This window comes from Micromonospora sp. NPDC049139, assembly GCF_055586845.1.
Map to the genome: position 1 here is coordinate 83,886 of NZ_JBVJHK010000002.1, position 16,382 is coordinate 100,267.

Annotated in this window: 16 protein-coding genes and 1 pseudogene; 5 read left to right on the forward strand and 12 right to left on the reverse strand. The window is 74.7% G+C overall.

What is annotated here, in order from left to right; genetic code table 11:
- Nucleotides 1–24 precede the first annotated feature (24 nt).
- From ACZ6Q9_RS03945 to ACZ6Q9_RS03960, 4 genes and pseudogenes are all read left to right on the forward strand, one after another.
- Nucleotides 25–849 carry a class I SAM-dependent methyltransferase gene (locus tag ACZ6Q9_RS03945; RefSeq protein WP_396827667.1) on the forward strand — a complete coding sequence of 275 codons (825 nt, stop codon included), beginning with the start codon at nt 25–27 and terminating at the stop codon, nt 847–849.
- 225 nt (nt 850–1,074) lie between these two features.
- A pseudogene (locus tag ACZ6Q9_RS03950) lies at nt 1,075–1,716 on the forward strand (ATP-binding protein); the annotation flags it as partial.
- A gap of 76 nt (nt 1,717–1,792) precedes the next feature.
- Nucleotides 1,793–2,506, forward strand: coding sequence for a response regulator (locus tag ACZ6Q9_RS03955; protein ID WP_396827669.1), 714 nt, complete (start codon nt 1,793–1,795; stop codon nt 2,504–2,506).
- Nucleotides 2,507–2,580: 74 nt separating this feature from the next.
- A complete protein-coding gene (locus tag ACZ6Q9_RS03960) occupies nt 2,581–3,306 on the forward strand; it encodes a hypothetical protein (protein WP_396828013.1) in 726 nt (241 codons plus the stop codon).
- Here the strand turns inward: ACZ6Q9_RS03960 and ACZ6Q9_RS03965 are convergent.
- The 10 genes from ACZ6Q9_RS03965 to ACZ6Q9_RS04010 form a co-directional block, all read right to left on the reverse strand.
- Nucleotides 3,188–4,168, reverse strand: coding sequence for a GlxA family transcriptional regulator (locus tag ACZ6Q9_RS03965; protein ID WP_396827671.1), 981 nt, complete (start codon nt 4,166–4,168; stop codon nt 3,188–3,190). The two genes, ACZ6Q9_RS03960 and ACZ6Q9_RS03965, sit on opposite strands and share 119 nt — an antisense overlap.
- A gap of 4 nt (nt 4,169–4,172) precedes the next feature.
- Nucleotides 4,173–4,781, reverse strand: coding sequence for an isochorismatase family protein (locus ACZ6Q9_RS03970; protein WP_393260827.1), 609 nt, complete (start codon nt 4,779–4,781; stop codon nt 4,173–4,175).
- Between the two features lie 253 nt (nt 4,782–5,034).
- Nucleotides 5,035–5,784 (reverse strand): lysophospholipid acyltransferase family protein, encoded by a 750-nt coding sequence (locus tag ACZ6Q9_RS03975; RefSeq protein WP_393260829.1) that lies wholly within the window; start codon nt 5,782–5,784, stop codon nt 5,035–5,037.
- Between the two features lie 152 nt (nt 5,785–5,936).
- Nucleotides 5,937–7,997, reverse strand: coding sequence for an amylo-alpha-1,6-glucosidase (locus ACZ6Q9_RS03980; RefSeq protein WP_357699859.1), 2,061 nt, complete (start codon nt 7,995–7,997; stop codon nt 5,937–5,939).
- Entirely contained in the window at nt 7,997–8,374 is a 378-nt protein-coding gene (locus tag ACZ6Q9_RS03985) for an SCP2 sterol-binding domain-containing protein (RefSeq protein ID WP_350708581.1), read from the reverse strand. The genes ACZ6Q9_RS03980 and ACZ6Q9_RS03985 overlap by 1 nt, the downstream gene beginning before the upstream one ends.
- A gap of 454 nt (nt 8,375–8,828) precedes the next feature.
- Entirely contained in the window at nt 8,829–9,245 is a 417-nt protein-coding gene (locus ACZ6Q9_RS03990; RefSeq protein WP_363704678.1) for a CBS domain-containing protein, read from the reverse strand.
- 166 nt (nt 9,246–9,411) lie between these two features.
- Nucleotides 9,412–9,852: a PPOX class F420-dependent oxidoreductase gene (locus ACZ6Q9_RS03995; protein ID WP_466021389.1), complete on the reverse strand. Its 441-nt coding sequence runs from the start codon at nt 9,850–9,852 to the stop codon at nt 9,412–9,414.
- A gap of 113 nt (nt 9,853–9,965) precedes the next feature.
- The gene (locus ACZ6Q9_RS04000) at nt 9,966–10,991 is read right to left on the reverse strand and encodes an aspartate-semialdehyde dehydrogenase (RefSeq protein WP_396827675.1); all 1,026 of its coding nucleotides are present in this window, start codon (nt 10,989–10,991) and stop codon (nt 9,966–9,968) included.
- 276 nt (nt 10,992–11,267) lie between these two features.
- Nucleotides 11,268–12,614 carry a M16 family metallopeptidase gene (locus ACZ6Q9_RS04005; protein WP_396827677.1) on the reverse strand — a complete coding sequence of 449 codons (1,347 nt, stop codon included), beginning with the start codon at nt 12,612–12,614 and terminating at the stop codon, nt 11,268–11,270.
- On the reverse strand, nt 12,614–13,906 hold the full coding sequence (locus ACZ6Q9_RS04010) for a M16 family metallopeptidase (protein ID WP_357456028.1): 1,293 nt from the start codon (nt 13,904–13,906) through the stop codon (nt 12,614–12,616). Before ACZ6Q9_RS04010 ends, ACZ6Q9_RS04005 begins: the two co-directional genes overlap by 1 nt.
- An 89-nt stretch (nt 13,907–13,995) precedes the next feature.
- Between ACZ6Q9_RS04010 and ACZ6Q9_RS04015 the strand changes: the two genes are divergently transcribed.
- Entirely contained in the window at nt 13,996–14,736 is a 741-nt protein-coding gene (locus ACZ6Q9_RS04015) for a phosphodiesterase (protein WP_396827679.1), read from the forward strand.
- On the opposite strand, the gene ACZ6Q9_RS04020 is transcribed toward ACZ6Q9_RS04015, so the two are convergent.
- Both ACZ6Q9_RS04020 and ACZ6Q9_RS04025 read right to left on the reverse strand, forming a co-directional pair.
- The gene (locus tag ACZ6Q9_RS04020) at nt 14,703–14,918 is read right to left on the reverse strand and encodes a hypothetical protein (protein ID WP_393260845.1); all 216 of its coding nucleotides are present in this window, start codon (nt 14,916–14,918) and stop codon (nt 14,703–14,705) included. The genes ACZ6Q9_RS04015 and ACZ6Q9_RS04020 overlap by 34 nt on opposite strands.
- A 130-nt stretch (nt 14,919–15,048) precedes the next feature.
- Nucleotides 15,049–16,206, reverse strand: coding sequence for an alkaline phosphatase PhoX (locus ACZ6Q9_RS04025; RefSeq protein WP_393451107.1), 1,158 nt, complete (start codon nt 16,204–16,206; stop codon nt 15,049–15,051).
- Between the last annotated feature and the right edge of the window lie 176 nt (nt 16,207–16,382).

Consider the following 16,382-nt stretch of genomic DNA (forward strand, 5'->3'; position numbering starts at 1 on the left):
CCGGCTCGTGGCCAGCATCGACGGATGGCGGGGTCCCGACCGGCGGAGCCGGACATCGTGCGCTACTACACCGACGTCTTCGTGGAGGCGGACCGGCTGGAGCGCACCCCGCTGGGGCGGCTGGAGGGGCTGCGCACCCGCCAGGTTCTGACCCGGCTGCTGCCGCCGGCACCGGCGACGGTGCTGGACGTCGGCGGCGGCCCCGGCGCGTACGCGGGGTGGCTGGCGGCCTCCGGTCACCGGGTGCACCTGGTCGACCTGGTCCCCGTGCACGCGGCGGCGGCCCGGCGCGCTCACCCCGGGGTGAGCGCCACGGTCGGCGACGCGCGACGGCTGCCGCTCGCCGACGGCTGCGCCGACGTGACCCTGCTGCTCGGGCCGCTCTACCACCTGACCGGTCGCGCGGACCGGGTCGCCGCGCTGCGCGAGGCGGCCCGCGCGACCCGGCCCGGCGGCCTGGTGGTCACGGCGACGATCAGCCGGCAGGCGCCGCTGATGGATCTCACCCGGCAGGGGCGGGTGGACGACCACACCCGTCCCGCCCTGCTGCGCACCTACGTCACCGGCGTCAACGACGCGGGCAGCGGCTTCACCACCGCCTACTTCCACCGGCCGGACGAGGTGGTCGACGAGTTCGAGACGGCCGGACTCCCCCGGCCAGACCTGTACGGCGTCGAGGGTCCGCTGTGGCCGCTGCTGGCCGTGGCGGGCGGGCCGGAGGCCGACGGGCCGCTGTTCGCGGAGGTGTTGCGCTGCGCGACGCTCTTCGAGCGCGATCCGGAGGTGATCGGCGCCAGCGGGCACCTGCTGGCGGCGGCGCGACGCGGAGCCGACCGGGCCGGCGGCTGAGGGGCGACGGCGAGCACGGCCCGGAGCCGACCGGCTCGACGGTGACGCAGGTGGCGACAGCCGCGGAGCCCGACGCCGACCGACGGAAGACGACTGGTTGACGGACCGGCGACACGACGCGCACCGAGGGTGATATCGGGAGCGATCCTCGTGTTATTCTCCGGCTTCGATCTCCGCCGCGCCGACCCGGATCGGGTCGTTGTCGCAGAAGGACGCCTCTCCCCGATGCCGGCCGTTGCCCTTCCGAGCACGTCGCCGACCACGCTGGACACCCCGGCCGGCGGCGCGTTCGCCGTCATCTTCACCAGGCTGCCGGCGCTGCTGCGCCTGACGTGCGGCCTGGTCGGGGCGGTGGTGGCCCTGTCGGTGCGCACCCCGCCCGTCGAGCCGGCGCTGCTGGTGCCGGCCGTCGCGGCGCTGACGGCCTGGTCGGTGTGGTACGCGTACCGGGCGCTGCGGCACGGCATCGGCGGCCCGCTGATGGCCGGCGACGTGGCGGCGACCACCGCCGCGTGCCTGGCGATCCCGCTGCGGGTGGCGCCCGAGGTGCTCCCCGGCGAGGGGAGCTGGATCGCGGTGCTGGCCAGCACCACGGTGATCAACGCGCAGGCCACCGCCCCGGCGCGCTGGTCGGTGCCGGCGGGGCTGCTGGTGACCGCCGCCTACGCGGTCGGCGCGCACGCCGCCGGCCAGCCGGACGAGGCCGCCGCGCACGCGGGGACGCTGCTGGTGCAGACCGCCTGCGCGGCGGTGATGACCGCGATCATGCGGCGGCGGATCGGCCGGGCCGATGCCGCCTTCGTCGCGCACCAGCGGCTCACCCGGGAGGCGCTGGTCGCCCGGACCGCCCGGGAGGCGGTCGGGAGAGGACGGGCGCCGGCGGGCCGCCAGGCGGGGACGGCGGGCCGGTGGAGCACCTCTACGAGCGGGACGGGGAGATCAGATGGACGCAGACCCGGTGGCGGCGGTGAGCGACGGACGGCCGGTCGGCGTGGCGATCGTGGACGACTACCCGGTCGTCGTCGAGGGGGTGTGCGCCTGGCTGGCCAGCGAGCCCCGGCTGACCGTGCTGGCGACGGGCGACGACCCGGACGGGGTGCTGCGGGCTGCCCCGGACGCCGACGTGGTCCTGCTGGACCTGCGCCTGCACGGGCGGATGGCGTGGGACAAGCTCGCCGAGCTGAGTGCGGCCGGCCGGCGGGTGGTGGTCTACTCCGAGCACACCGACCCGGAGACGATGCTCGCCGCGCTGGACGCCGGGGCGGTGGCGTTCCTCGCCAAGCACGAGGGGCGGGAGCACTGCGTGGCCACCGTGCTCGCCGCCGCGAGCGACCGCCCGTACGTGCCGCCGGCGCTCGCGGGGGCGATCGTGGGCGACCCCCGGCCGGACCGTCCCGCGCTCTCCGACAAGGAGCGCGAGGCGCTGCTGCTGTGGTTCCAGTCGATGTCGAAGGCGTCGGTGGCCCGCCGGATGCGGATCAGCGAGCACACCGTCAAGCAGTACGTCGACCGGGCGAGGATCAAGTACACCCGAGCGGGGCGGCCGGCCGCCACGAAGGCGGCGCTGCTCGCCCGGGCGATCGAGGACGGCCTGGTCCGGCCGGAGGAGATCGGCATCTACCGGTCACAGGCGTCGCACGACCGGCCGACCCCCTAACGGGCGTCATGACAGCTGGTGCGGGGTCGGCGACGCTCGTGGTGAGATGCCCGTCTGCAGGGGAGGTCATGACGATGCACGATGACGCGTCCCCCTTCTTCATCGCCCCGCACCGCTTCGACGGGACCGACGACCTCGCTCCCGTGCTGGACCGGCGGCACGAGCTGGTCCCGGAGGCGGGCGAGCGGGTGCTCTCCCGGCACCGGCTGCACGCCTCGGGGCACCTGCTCGGCCCAACGGAGGCGCGGCGGCGGTGGGCGCTGCCCGCGCCGGTGGCGGTGACCGTCACCGACCGGCGGATCGCGTACGTCGGGGACGGGCCGCGGCTCGCCCTGGCCGACGGGGCGGGCGCCGGCGCCCGGCACCGCCGGGTCGTCCGGCTGCCGGGCCTGGTCAGCGGTCAGATCCGCTGGCAGTGGCCGTCCCGGCTGGAGCTGCTGCCGCCCGGGCCGGACGAGCAGGCGCGGCTGCTGGTGGTCTGCGACGCGCTGCGCACCATCCAGCAGCCGGCCCTCGGCCTCGCCGGCCCCGCCGAGGAGGTCGCCGGGCTGGCCCGCCGGGTACGCCGGACGGTGGCCGCGTTCCGGCTGGCCCACCCCGAGCTGGTGGACCTCTCGCCGCCCGAGCGGGACGTGCTGGCGGTGCGGGCCGGGGCGGGGTTGTCCGCCGGCGTCGCCCGGATCACCCTGCCGGGGTCGCTGCCGGTGGAGTTCCGTTCCCGGGACGACTACTACCAGCGGGGACGCTTCGACCGCGGGTGGCACGGGCCCGCAGCCGGCGCAGCATCCGGGCATCGGTGAAGCCGACCGTGCGGGCGGCCGCCTCCACGGTGGCGCCGTGGCCGATGAGGTGCTCGGCGCGCTCCACCCGCAGGGTCTGCTGGTAGCCGAGCGGGGTCAGCCCGGTGGCCTGCCGGAACAGCCGGGTCGGCGTCCGCTCGGCCACCCCGCCCGCGGCGGCCAGATCGGCCAGCGGCAGCGGCTCGGCGAAGTGGTGGTCGATCAGGTCCTGTACCCGGTGCACCGCGTCGGACAGGTGCGACCGGTGCCGCATCATGGCACTGGCCTGCTGCTCGTGGCCGTTGCGCCGGGAGTGGACGACGAGCGTGCGGGCGATCCGGGCCGCCGCCGCCGGGCCGTGCCGGGTGGCCACGAGGTGCAGCGCCACGTCGATGCCGCTGGCGATGCCAGCCGAGGTGACCACGCGGTCGTCGACCACGTAGAGCACGTCGCGTACCACCCGCGCCGCCGGGAACCGCCGGGCCAGCTCGTCCTGCACCTCGTGGTGGGTGGTGCAGCGGCGGCCGTCGAGCAGGCCGGCCCGGCCGAGGGCGTACGCCCCGGCGCAGACGCTGGCGACGGTGCCGCCCGCGGCGTGGTGGTCGGCCAGCCGCCGCAGGTCGTCCGGCCCGACCGGCCCCTGCGGCCCGTGCGCGCGGGGCCGCCACCCGGGCACGACCACCAGGTCGTCGCGGGTCAGCTCGGGCCATTCCAGCCCGGCCACCAGCGGTACGCCCTGCACGGTCGGCACGACCTCCCGGTCGGCGACGTAGTGCAGGCGGTAGTCGTGCCCGAGGTCGGCGGCGGTGGAGAAGACCTGGGCCGGCCCGGCGAGGTCCAGCAGGTGCACCTGCGGGACGAGCAGGAAGACGACCCGGGCCATCGGCTCAGCCCCGTACGCCGGCCGGGACCGCGCCGGTCACCTCGGCGACGGTGCGCACGGTGGCGAAGCGGCCCGCGAGGGCGTACTCGGTGCGGGCGATCATGTCCTCGTTCGACAGGGTGCGCGGGTCGGCGAGGACCTCCTCCAGCGTGGCGGTGGCCGGCAGGTCCCGGTGCGGGGTCGGGAAGGTGACCGTCGCGTCCGTCACGAAGGTCACCTCGTAGCCGAGGTCGCAGCCGACCCGGGCGGTGGTCTCGACGCACTGCTCCGTGCGGATCCCGCAGACGGTGATCTCGCGGACGCCCGCCATCGTCAGGGTCTGCTGGAGGTTGGTGGTGGTGAACGCGTTGTGCGACGTCTTCACCAGCGTCGGCTCCCCCGGGACCGCCGAGAGGCCCTCGATCAGCCGCACGTGCCCGCCGGCCGGGTCGAAGACGCCGCCGCTGCCCGGCTCGGCGTGCAGGACCCAGACGACCAGGTCACCGCGCTCGCGGGCCGCGTCGACCAGCCGGCCGACCTGGGCGACGATGTCGGGGTTCGAGGCGTACGCCCAGATCGGGCGCTGCCGGAAGGACTCCTGGACGTCGATGACGACGAGTGCTGCTCTGCTCATACGGTGAATCCTGACCGCACGGACGCCGACACGTCAGACACCATCCCGCCCCACCCCGGACCGATCCAGCCACCCACCCCACCCCCACCCCCGCACCCCCACCCCCGCGCCCCGCACCCTCCACGCGGCGATCTTGCACTTTCGGCCCCCGCTTCGCGCCTTTTGCCCGATATATCGGGGCCAGAGTGCAAGATCGCGGAGAGCAGGGGCGGGGGGTGGGGGGTGGGGGGGTGGGGCAGGGGGGTGGGGTGGGTCAGGGGGTGGCGGGGCGGCGGGCGGGGGCGTCGAGGGCGGCGGCCTCCTCCGGGGTGGGGGCGGTGCCGCCCAGGTGCGCCGGGAGCCACCAGGTGTCGTCGGGGCCGGCGGGCTGGTCCGGGTACTCCCGCTGGGCCCGGTCGACCAGCGCGCTCAGCCGCGTCTTCAGGTCGACGGTCATCGCGTTGGCGTCCGGGTAGGCGGCCGGGTCCATCGGCTCGCCCACCAGGATGGTGATCGGGGTGTGCCGGCGGGTCAGGGTGCGCGGCCGGCCCTTGGTCCAGAGCCGCTGGGTGCCCCAGAGCGCCACCGGCAGCACCGGCACGCCGGCCTCGGCCGCCATCCGGGTGGTCCCGCTCTTGAGTGCCTTGACCGTGAACGAGCGGCTGATCGTCGCCTCGGGGAAGACGCCGACCACCTCGCCGCGCCTGAGCGCACTGACCGCCGTCGCGTACGACCCCGCGCCCGCCCGCCGGTCCACCGGGATGTGCCGCATGCCGCGCATCAGCGGGCCGGACACCTTGTGCGTGAACACCGACTTCTTGGCCATGAACCGCACCAGCCGCCGCGACGGGTTCGCCCCCAGCCCGCAGAAGATGAAGTCCAGGTAGCTGACGTGGTTGCTGGCCATGACCGCCCCGCCGGTACGCGGGACGTGGTGGGCGCCCTCGACGGTGATCTTCAGGTCCAGGACCCGGAACAGCGTCTTGGCGGCGGCGATCACGGGCGGGTACACGAGTTCCGGCATGGCGCGAACTTACCCTGCCGACCTGAGCCGCACGCCAGCCTGCCGACCGGTGGCGCGTGGCCCACCGAGCCGCGTCGCCGGCCGGCCGCGGTGCGGTCGGCCGGCCGGCATGGTGGGACGGGCCGGGTCGCCCGCCCGGCGGGGACCGGTCGTCACTCGGTGAGCCGGTGCATGTCGAGGCGGCCCCGGGCGAACGCGTCCACCCGGCCCCACCGGCCCGGGATGTCCAGCACCTCGATGCGGCCCATCCCGATCGGCAGGCGGGGGTCCACCGCGAGGTGCCCCTCGTGCGGCTCCAGGCCGAGCATCGTCCGCAGCAGCAGCAGCGGCGTGCCGGTCGACCAGGCCTGCGGGCTGCACGCCGTCGGGTACTCCACCGGGAACTTGGTCAGCTCCCGGGGATAGCCGCCGAACGCCTCCGGCAACCGGCCCTGGAAGTAGGTGCTCGCGTCGAGGATGCCGCTGGCGATGACCGCCGCCTCCTCGGCGAAGCCGTACCGACGCAGGCCCCAGGCGATGAACGAGTTGTCGAACGGCCAGATCGTGCCGTTGTGGTAGCCGACCGGGTTGTAGCGCACCTCCCCCTCGGCCAGCGTCCGCACCCCCCAGCCGGTGAAGAGCCGGGGCCCGACCAGATGGTGGGCGATCTTCTCGGCCCGCTCGTGGTCGACGATCCCGCTCCACAGCAGGTGGCCGATGTTGGAACTCAGCACGTCGCACTGGCGGCCGTCCGGGTCGAGCGCCAGCGCGTAGTACTCGCCGTCCTCCACCCACCAGTCCCGGTTGAACCGTTCCTTCAGCGCCGCCGCCTCCCGCTCCAGCCGGTCGGCGAACTCCGGGTCGCCCCAGAACTCCCGGGCCAGCCGGGCGGCCCGCAGCTTCCCGTCGTACGCGTACCCCTGCACCTCGCAGGTGGCCCGGGGGAACGGCGGCAGCGTGCCGTCCCGGTAGGAGATGGAGTCCCAGGAGTCCTTCCAGCACTGGTTCTCCAGGCCGGTGTCGGTGTTGCGCCGTTCGTACCAGATGTAGCCGGTGCCGACCAGGTCGGCGTAGTCGTCGATCCACTTCAGCGCGGCGCGGCACTCCCGCTCCAACTCCATGACCAGCTCGACGTCGCCGGTCCACTTCTCGTACTCGTCGAGCAGCACCAGGAACAGCGGGGTGGCGTCCACCGACCCGTAGTACGGCGAGTGCGGCTGTTCCTCGAAGGCGGCAGTCTCGCCGTACCGCATCTCGTGCAGGATCCGGCCCGGGTCCTCGTCCCGGAAGTCGTCGAACCGGGTGCCCTGGAGGGAGGCCAGGATCCGCAGCGTGGTCTTCGACAGGTCCGGCGTGAACGGCAGCGTCTGCAGACAGGTCAGGATGCTGTCCCGGCCGAACATGGTCATGAACCAGGGCAGGCCGGCGGCCGGCAGTGACGCCCCGCCGAGCGACAGCGGCGAGAAGCGCAGCGCGGCCAGGTCGATCAGGCTGCGCCGGTAGGTCGCGGCGACCTGGTCGTGCTGGCTGTTCACCTTGGGCGCCTTGGCGATCCACTCCTCCAGGTCGTGCTGGAGGGCGAGCCGCTCGTCGCCGTGCGCCCCCAGCCCCATCCGCAGGTCCCGGCCGCCCTGAGCGCCGGCGAAGGTGCCGACCTCGATCTGGGCCTCCCAACTCTGGTTGGGTTCGAGGTGGATCGTGTAGGCGAAGCCGTTGCGGTCGTACCGGGCCGGCGGGGACGCGGAGATGGTCGTCTCCCGCCTGAAGTTGCCCCGCCGGTAGCCCAGGCGCAGCCGGTCGGTCTCGACCTCCGTGAAGATCTCGCCCTTCTTGTTCAGGATCTCGTCCTTGACCTGGAACAGGTCGGCGAAGTCGGACGCCGCGTCCATCCTGATCTCCAGGTCGACCGGCTTCTCGTCGTGGTTGAGGATGGTGAGCTGCTCCTGGAAGCTGCCCCCCACCGTCCGCTCCCGGATGATCGACAGCTTGGCGTCGATGTAGTGCGTCGCCATCCCCGGCACCAGGAAGAACCGCGCCTCGTAGTACTGGAGGTCGTCGTACGACAGCGGCGTGAGCCGCTCCCCGTTCACCGTCAGCACCCAGGTGGACAGGAACCGGGTGTCCAGGGAGAAGAATCCGGTCGGCTCGCTCGGCGTGGCCTCGATGTCCCCGGTGTCCTCCGACACGACGAAGGTGCTGCCGTCCAGGATCCGGATCGTGTTGTTCCGCGCCATCACCGCACCTCCCGCTGACCCTGGAAACGCCGGCGGGGGCCGCGGGCGTCCGGGTGGCCGGGGAAGAGCCGCTCCAACTGCACCAGCAGCCGGAGTTGCCCCGACACCGTCAGGTCGCCCCGCAGCAGCGCCGCGATCCCGTCCTCCCGCCCGGTGGCGAGGTCCTCGAAGAGCGCCGGGGTGGTGCCGACCACCGTGTCGGCGTCCTGGTCCTCCTGGCTCACCCGGACCCGGCCCCGGTCTATCCGCACCAGCCAGTGCGTCGTCTGCGCCCCCTCGTGCAGGTCCAGGCGCAGGGTCCCGGAGGACTTGTCCAGCAGGGGCTCGTACTCCCGCCGGTCGAGGTCCTCGAAGAACCTCGTCGTCGCGTCCACCATCGGGTCCTCTCCTCCCCGTCGGTCATGTCCCGAACGGGGTCCCCGTCCCGTGCCGGGTCAACCTCGCCCGGATCGGGTGAGGCGGGTGCGCCGCCGGGGTCGTACCCGCGCGGTAGCCTCCCGGCAGGGCGGGTCGGGAGCGGAGGTCGGTGCCGCGTTCGAGGCCGCGGCGCGCGCGTTCGCCGAGGTGGTGACGGCACCGACGGCCCGCGGCGAGGCGAGCCGCGCGGTGAGCGACCGGGTGCCGGCCGAGCTGACGTACGACTGCGGCCCGTGCGGTGCCCGGCACGTCTCCGGGTCGCTCTTCCAGCAGGCCGGCCTGGCCGGGGGCGTACGCCTGGAGGTGTCGGGGCGGGCGGCGACGCTCGCGCCGCTGCCGGGCTGGCCCGCCCGCCGCCCGCGCGGACCGCGACGCCGGCCCCCGGGACGGGAGCCGGCGCGCCGCGGCGGACAGTCAGTTGTTCGGTTCGTCGGCGCTGATGTCGGCGAGCACCGACTGCGGTTCCCGCTCCACGGCGAGGTCACCCATCGAGACCAGGCCCACCAGCCGCCCGTTGTCGATGACCGGCAGCCGGCGCACGGCGTAGGTCCGCATCAGGTCGGCGGCGGCCACCGCGTCGTCGTACTGGCTCACCGTGATCACGTCCTTGGAGGTGATCCGGTTGAGCGGGGTCGTGTTCGGGTCCATGTTCTCCGCCACGCCCCGGACCGTGATGTCCCGGTCCGTCACGATGCCGATGACATCGTCGCCGTCGGTCACCACCACGTCGCCGATGGCGCTGTCGCGCATCTCCTGCGCCGCGGCGGTCAGCGTGTCGTTGCCGTCCATCGTCACCAACCGGGTCGTCATGAACTCTCCGACCGTTGTCATGGTGCTCCCCTCTCGGTGTCGGCACAGGCCGTCTACCCGCCGGCCGAGCGGGGTAACGCGAACACGATCCGAGGAGGCCCCCGGTGCCCGGCCCGGCCGCCGCGCCGGACGACCGACGACGAACGGGAGGTCCGCGATGTCGTCCCGGGCCGCCGCCAGGGCGGGCTCAGCCGTGCGGCGGGGCGCCGTAGAGGCGTTCGACGTGCAGCCGGAGCACGAGGCGGCGCTCGGCGACCATCGCCCGCCGGTAGTCGGCCCAGTCCGGGTGCTCGCCCTGCACCGTCCGGTAGAGGTGGACCAGCTCCGCCACGGTCGCGTCGTCCGGGTCGGCGGCCACCGGCGTCAGCTCGGCGCGCGCCTCCGCCACCGCGTACGCCCAGCCGTCGTCGCTACTGACGTGGAAGCTGGCCCGGGGATCCCGGCGCAGGTTGGCCGTCTTCGCCCGGCCGTCGGTCACCGAGACCCGGATGACCGCCGACACGGGGTCGAAGGCGTAGATGACGGTGGACAGTTGCGGCCGGCCGTCCCGTCTGAGGGTGGCCAGCACCCCGAGCCGGTGACCGGCGATCAGGTCCGTCAACGCCCGCCGGGTCTCGTCGTCCGCCACGGCATCCTCCCGCTCGACCGTCCCGATGCCCCCATCGAACCACGGCGTACGCCCCAGGGGCGCCCACACGACGGGCCCCGCCGAGTCGGCGGGGCCCGTCGTACGTGCGTCGGTCAGCGGCGCTCGGCGGCGACCAGCTCGGCGATCTGCACCGCGTTGAGCGCGGCGCCCTTGCGCAGGTTGTCGTTGGAACAGAACAGGGCGAGCCCGTGCTCGACGGTCTCGTCGGCGCGGATCCGGCCGACGTAGGTCGGATCCTGACCGGCGGCCTGCAGCGGCGTCGGCACGTCGCTCAGCGCCACGCCGGGCGCGCCGTCGAGCAGCTCGCGGGCCCGCTGCGGGGTGACCGGACGGGCGAACCGGGCGTTGATCTGGAGCGAGTGGCCGGTAAAGACGGGCACCCGGACGCAGGTGCCGGAGACCTTCAGCCCGGGAATCTCCAGGATCTTGCGGCTCTCGTTGCGCAGCTTCTGCTCCTCGTCGGTCTCGAAGGAGCCGTCGTCGACGATCGAGCCGGCGAGCGGGAGCACGTTGAACGCGATGGGCCGCGCGAACGAGCGGGGGGCGGGGAACTCCACCGCCGCGCCGTCGAAGGCGAGCCCGGTGGCGTGCTCGGCGACCTTGCGGACCTGCTCGTCCAGCTCGGCCACGCCGGCCAGGCCGGCGCCGGAGACCGCCTGGTAGGTCGAGACGACCAGGCCGACCAGCTCCGCCTCGGCGTGCAGCGGGCGCAGCACCGGCATCGCGGCCATCGTGGTGCAGTTGGGGTTGGCGATGATCCCCTTGGGGCGTACGGCGGCGGCGTGCGGGTTGACCTCGGCGACGACCAGCGGCACCTGCGGGTCCGTCCGGAACGCCGAGGAGTTGTCGATGACGACGGCACCGGCCGCGGCGACCCGGGGCGCCAACTCCTTGGCGGTGCCCTTGCCGGCCGAGAAGAGCACGATGTCGAGCCCGGAGTAGTCGGCGGTGGCCGCGTCCTCCACCGTCACCTCGCCGCCCCGGAAGGGCAGGGTGCGCCCGGCCGACCGCGCCGAGGCGAACAACCGCACCTGCTCCGCCGGGAACTCCCGCTCCGCCAGCACCTGCCGCATCACGCCACCGACCTGGCCGGTGGCCCCCACAATGCCGATCCTCATGCCCGCGAGGCTACCCAGCCCGGGCCCGCGGCCGGGAACGCTTTCCCACCGCGCGGACGGACGTCACGCCGGGCCGGGCGGCAGCCGAGGCGCGCCCGGGGCGGCCACCCGCCCGGAACGTCACCGCCCGATCGCACCCGCGGCGAGAAGATCCGGGGCCCCGACCGCACCCCGCCGGAGCATTGCCGCCGGCCGGCCGGCCCGAGCCGGAGCACCCACCCCGCCCCGAGCGCGACCGACATCACATCGCGGGCCGCCCCGGGCCGGGGGCAGCGGTCAGAGGGCGGCGTCGACGACCTCGCCCAGGCCGGTGGCGACCAGCTCGTCGCGAATCACCGCGGCGTCGCCCTCCACCACCAGGGTGAGCGCCTCCGGGCGCAGGTGGGTGGCGGCCGCCGCGGAGACCTGCGTCACGTCGGCGGCGAGCAGCGACTCCCGCAGCCGGGCGTGGTAGTCGTCCGGCAGGTCGTGCACGACCAGGGTGGTCAGCGCGGAGGCGATCGCCCGGGGGCTCTGCAGCTCGACCGAGAGCTGCCCGGCCCGCCAGAAGCGCGCCACCGCCAGCTCCTCCTCGGTCACCCCGGTCTCCTGCGTACGGGTGATCTCGCCGACCGCCTCGACGAGCGCCGGCGCGGTGACGGCCGTCTGCACGCCGGAGCTGACCGCGAACCGGCCGAACCGCCGGGACGAGGCGAAGTCGCCCCGGATGCCGTACGTGTAGCCGTGCACCTCGCGGATCAGGTGGTTGAGCCGGGAGGTGAACGCCCCGCCGAGCACCGTGCCGGCGAGGGCCATCGGCACGTGGTCGGGGTGGGCGCGGTGCGGCGACGGGTGGCCCAGCCGCAGCGTGGACTGCACCGAGCCGGGGCGGTCCACCAGGATGATCCGCCGGCCGGGGCGGGTCGGCACCTCGATCGGGGCGCCCCGGTCGACCGGACCGCCGCCGGTGCCGGCGAACGCCGCCGCGCCCAGCGCGTCGAGGTCGAGCCGGTCCAGGTCGCCCGCGACGACCAGGGTGCCGGGGCGGATGAACCACTCGGAGTGGAAGACGGTGACGTCCTCGACGTCCAGGCCGGCGACCGAGTCCGGGTCGCCGTACATGGGGCGGCCCCAGCGGTTCTGGGCGCCGAACAGGTCCGCGCGCAGCGCCGCGTCGGCGCGGGGGCCGGGGTTGGCCCAGTCCATCCGCAGCGCGGTCGCCTCGTCGTCGCGGACGCGCCGGACGTCCTCCGGGTCCAGCTTCGGGGTGCGGACCGCCTCGGCGAGCAGCTCCACGGCGGCGTGCAGCCGCTCCACCGGCACCTGCACGCTGACCTGGAAGGAGTCCCAGTCCAGCCCGGTCACCAGCTCGGTGCCGAGCGCCTCGATCGCCAGGGCGTACGCGGTCGCGTCGCGCTGCGCGGTCCCCTCCTCCAGGGCCTTGGCGAGCACCCCGCCGAGCCCTTCCTTGCCCGTCGGCTCGCGCCCGGCGCCCGCGTCGAGCAGCAGCAGCGCCACGGCCAGGTTCTGCCCGGGCAGGTGCGCGGCGACGACCTGGCCGCCGGCCACCGCGCGGCGGACCACCTGCGGGAACCGGTAGGGGCGGGCGACGCCCGGCCCGGGTCGGTCGGTGATCAGCGTCATCAGGGCTTCTCCTCGGGCAGGTAGGTCAGGGTCACCCGGTCGTCGGCGGCGAGCACCTCGGCGGCAGCCTCGGCGATCTGCTCGGCGGTCACCGCGAGCCAGGCCGGCAGCCGCTCCGCGGCCTTCGCCGGGTCGCCGAACTGGGTGGTGTAGCGCCCGAGCGTGTCCGCCCGGCCCTCCACCGTCGACATCTGCCGCCACCACATGGTGCTGAGCAGGGACTTGGCCCGGTCCAGCTCGGCGGCGGTGACCGGCACGGTGGCCAACTCGTCGACCACCTCGGCCAGCCCGGCGGCCAGCCGCTCGCCGCTGACCCCGGGGCGGGCCGTGGCGGTGGCGATCATCGGCGCGGGGGCGTGCGCCAGGTCCACCCCGTACGCCCCGACGAGGTCCGGCTGGGCGATCCGCTCCCCGTCGGCGAGGCGCTGGTAGAGCCGGCTGCCGCGACCGCTGCCCAGCACCGTGGCGAGCACGGTCACCACGTCGTAGCCGGGGCTGCCGAAGGGGTGGGTGCGGTGCGCGACGTAGACGCGGGGCGCCGGGACGTCGCCGGTGACCGTCTCCACGGCAGGCCGCCCGGTGGCCGGGACCGTCCGGCCGTCGGGCGCGGACGGGATGTCCTCGCGGGGCGGGATCGCGCCGAAGTACTTGTCGGCCAGCGCGAAGACCTCGGCGGCCGGGGCGTCGCCCGCCACGGTCAGCACGGCGTTGTTGGGCGCGTAGTACGTCCGGTGGAACGCCTGGAAGGTGGCCAGGTCAGCGGCGTTCAGGTCGGCCATCGACCCGATCGTGGCGTGGTGGTACGGGTGCCCGGGCGGGTAGAGCAGCGGCAGCAGCCGCAGCCAGGCGTCGCCGTACGGGACGTTCTCGTAGCGCTGGCGCCGCTCGTTCTTCACCACGTCACGCTGGTTGTCCAGCGTCTCCTGGGTCAGCGCCGGGACCAGGCCGCCCATCCGGTCCGCCTCCAGCCAGAGCGCCAGTTCGAGGTGCTCGGCCGGGACGGTCTCGAAGTAGTTGGTGCGGTCCGGGTTGGTGGTGGCGTTGAGGGAGCCGCCCGAGCCCTGCACCAGCTTCATGTGCTCGGTCTTCGCCACGTTGACCGAGCCCTCGAACATCAGGTGCTCGAAGAGGTGGGCGAAGCCCGTCTGCCCCGTGGGCTCGTGGCGGGAGCCGACGTCGTACCAGAGGTTCACGGCGACCGCGGGGGCGGTGCGGTCCTCGCTCACCACCACGCGCAGGCCGTTGTCCAGTCGGGTCGTCTCGATGGGCCAGGGGTAACCGCTGTCGGGCATGGCACGACGCTATCCGATCGGGCGGGCCGGAAGGGGACGCGCCGCCCGGGACGAGGCATCGACCGTCGGCGGCCGGGTACCGGGGGAGGATGCCGCCTGCCGCCACCGTGACCGACCGCGCCGCCGTCGCGGTCGACCGCGCGACCGCCGCCCTGACCCGGCTCCGCCGGGGCCGCCTGCTGCACCCGGCGGGCCGTTCCTTCGCCGGCGAGGTGACCGTCTGGGGTACGCCGGGGCCGCCGGCCGGGGTGCCGCTGCTGGACAACCCGGGGCGCTTCCGGGCGACCGTCCGCCTCTCCAAGGGCGTGCCCACGCCGGGCAGTTGGCCGGACGTGCTGGGGCTGGCCGTGCGGCTGCACCGGGACGCCGGGCAGCCGTTCGACCTGCTGGTCAGCTCCAGCGGGGCCGCGCCGGTGCTGCGGCACCTGCCGCTGCCGCGGCGGCGCTTCGCCGGGACGTACAGCACGATCATGTCGTTCCGGGCGGGCGGGCACCGGCTCCTCCTAGCCGCGCTGGCCGACCCGGAGTCGCCCGATCTGGGTCGCAGCCTGGCCGAGGTGGCCGCCGCGGCCCGGACGGACGCGCCGCGCCTGGTGCTGGCGGTCGCGTCCGCGGTCGGGCCGTGGCGGCCGTTCGGGCAGGTCACCCTCGGCGGGCAGCTCAGCGCCGGGGAGGACGCCGCGCTGGCCTTCGACCCGGTCGGCAACCTGCCGCCGGGGCTGCGGGCGGCAGGCCCCGTCGCCTGGCTGCGGGAGCACACCTACCCGGCCTCGCAGCGGGCACGCGGCGCCGTGCCTCAGTCGGGGGGCTCGGCGGGGGTCACCGTCTGATCGGAGGTACGCCGCTCCAGCACGGTGTCCGGCGCGGCGTTGCGGTCCTCCTCCCGGATGTCCGACTCCTCGAGGATGACCTCGGCCTGTGCCTGCGGGTCCTCGCTGCCGACGGCCGCCTCCTCGGGCAGCAGGTGCGCGCGGGACTCGACCCGTTCCTGGTCGCTCTGCTCGTCACTCATGCCCGCCCACATACCCCGCCGGGTGGACGGGCACGCCCACGTGATCGCGCCCGACCGGCGGTGACCTCCCCCCGTCGCGGGGTCACCGCCGGCCGGGCGCGACCGTGGCGCGGCGGCGGGCGGGCCGCGCTCAGGAACGGAACGGGCCGCGCACCTCGTAGGTGATGCCGCCGGAGGAGGAGCCGGAGGTGCCGCGCTGCGACGAGAAGTAGAGGCGGGTGCCGTCCGGCGAGAACGCCGGTCCGCAGATCTCCGACGAGGACTGGCCGGTGATCCGCAGGAAGGGGGCGACCACCCCGGCCGGCGTGATGATGTTGATCTCCATGTTGCCGCCGTCCTCGGCGACGTAGAGGTCCCCGCCGGCGGTGCCGGTGATGTTGTCGACCCCGGTCAGCGGCGCCGTCCCCGAGACCAGCGAGTCGTCGTACGCCAGGTCGATGCGCTGGTTGACGGCGTCGTAGGCCCAGACCCGGTTGTCGCCCTTGGTGGTGAACCAGCAGGTGCCGTCGGCGTACCAGCAGCCCTCGCCGCCGTTGAACTTCTTCGCCCCGGAGACCTGGTTGCGGGTGTAGGTGGGCGAGCCGTCCGGGTCGGGCACCCGCGCCCAGCTCACCGGGCCGCTGGTGCCCGTGCCGGCGACCAGCACCTCCAGTGTGCCGGCGGAGAGGTCGCCCCAGGTGGTCGGCCGGAACCGGTAGAAGCAGCCACTCGTCTCGTCCTCGGTGAGGTAGACGACCCGGCGGTCCGGGTCACAGGCGGCGGCCTCGTGGGTGAACCGGCCCATCGCCGCCCGCCGCACCCCGGCCCGGCCGCCCTGCGGGTACGTCTCGTAGACGTACCCCCGACTGACCTCCTCCCCGGAGAGCCAGGTCCCCCACGGGGTCGCGCCGCCCGCGCAGTTGCGGTTGGTGTTCGACAGGATGCGGTACGCGGAGGCGATGCTCCCGTCGGCGTCGAAGCGCACCGCGGAGGCCCCGCCGGTGGTGGAGATCTCAGAGTTCGAGACGTAGATCCAGCCCGTGCCGGCGGCGAAGCACGCGCCGCCGTCGGGCGCGTCGTGCCACGTGTACGCCGTGCCGGCCACCGCCTGCCGGGAGCGCGCGACGACCCGGCTGGTGAAGCCGGCGGGGAGCTGGATGCCCCGGGCGTCGGCGGCGCCGAGCGGCCCGTACGGGCTGGTGCCGGGCTGGGCCGGGGCGGCCAGGGCGGCGGCACCCGCCCAGAGGCTGCCGGAGAAGGCGGCGGCGCCGCCGGCGACGGTGGCGCGCAGGACGGTACGACGATCCATCGGAACCTCCGGATGAACAGCGGTCGGTGTCGATGAAGTTACCGCTGGAGACATCGATGGAGGTGAACGTGAGGCGAGTGTTTCCCGACGACCGGGTGGACCTTCCCGGGCCGTCGGGTACGCTGGGCGGCGTGACGCGTTCGTATCGATGGTTTAGGCAGCCGGCTCGCACGCCG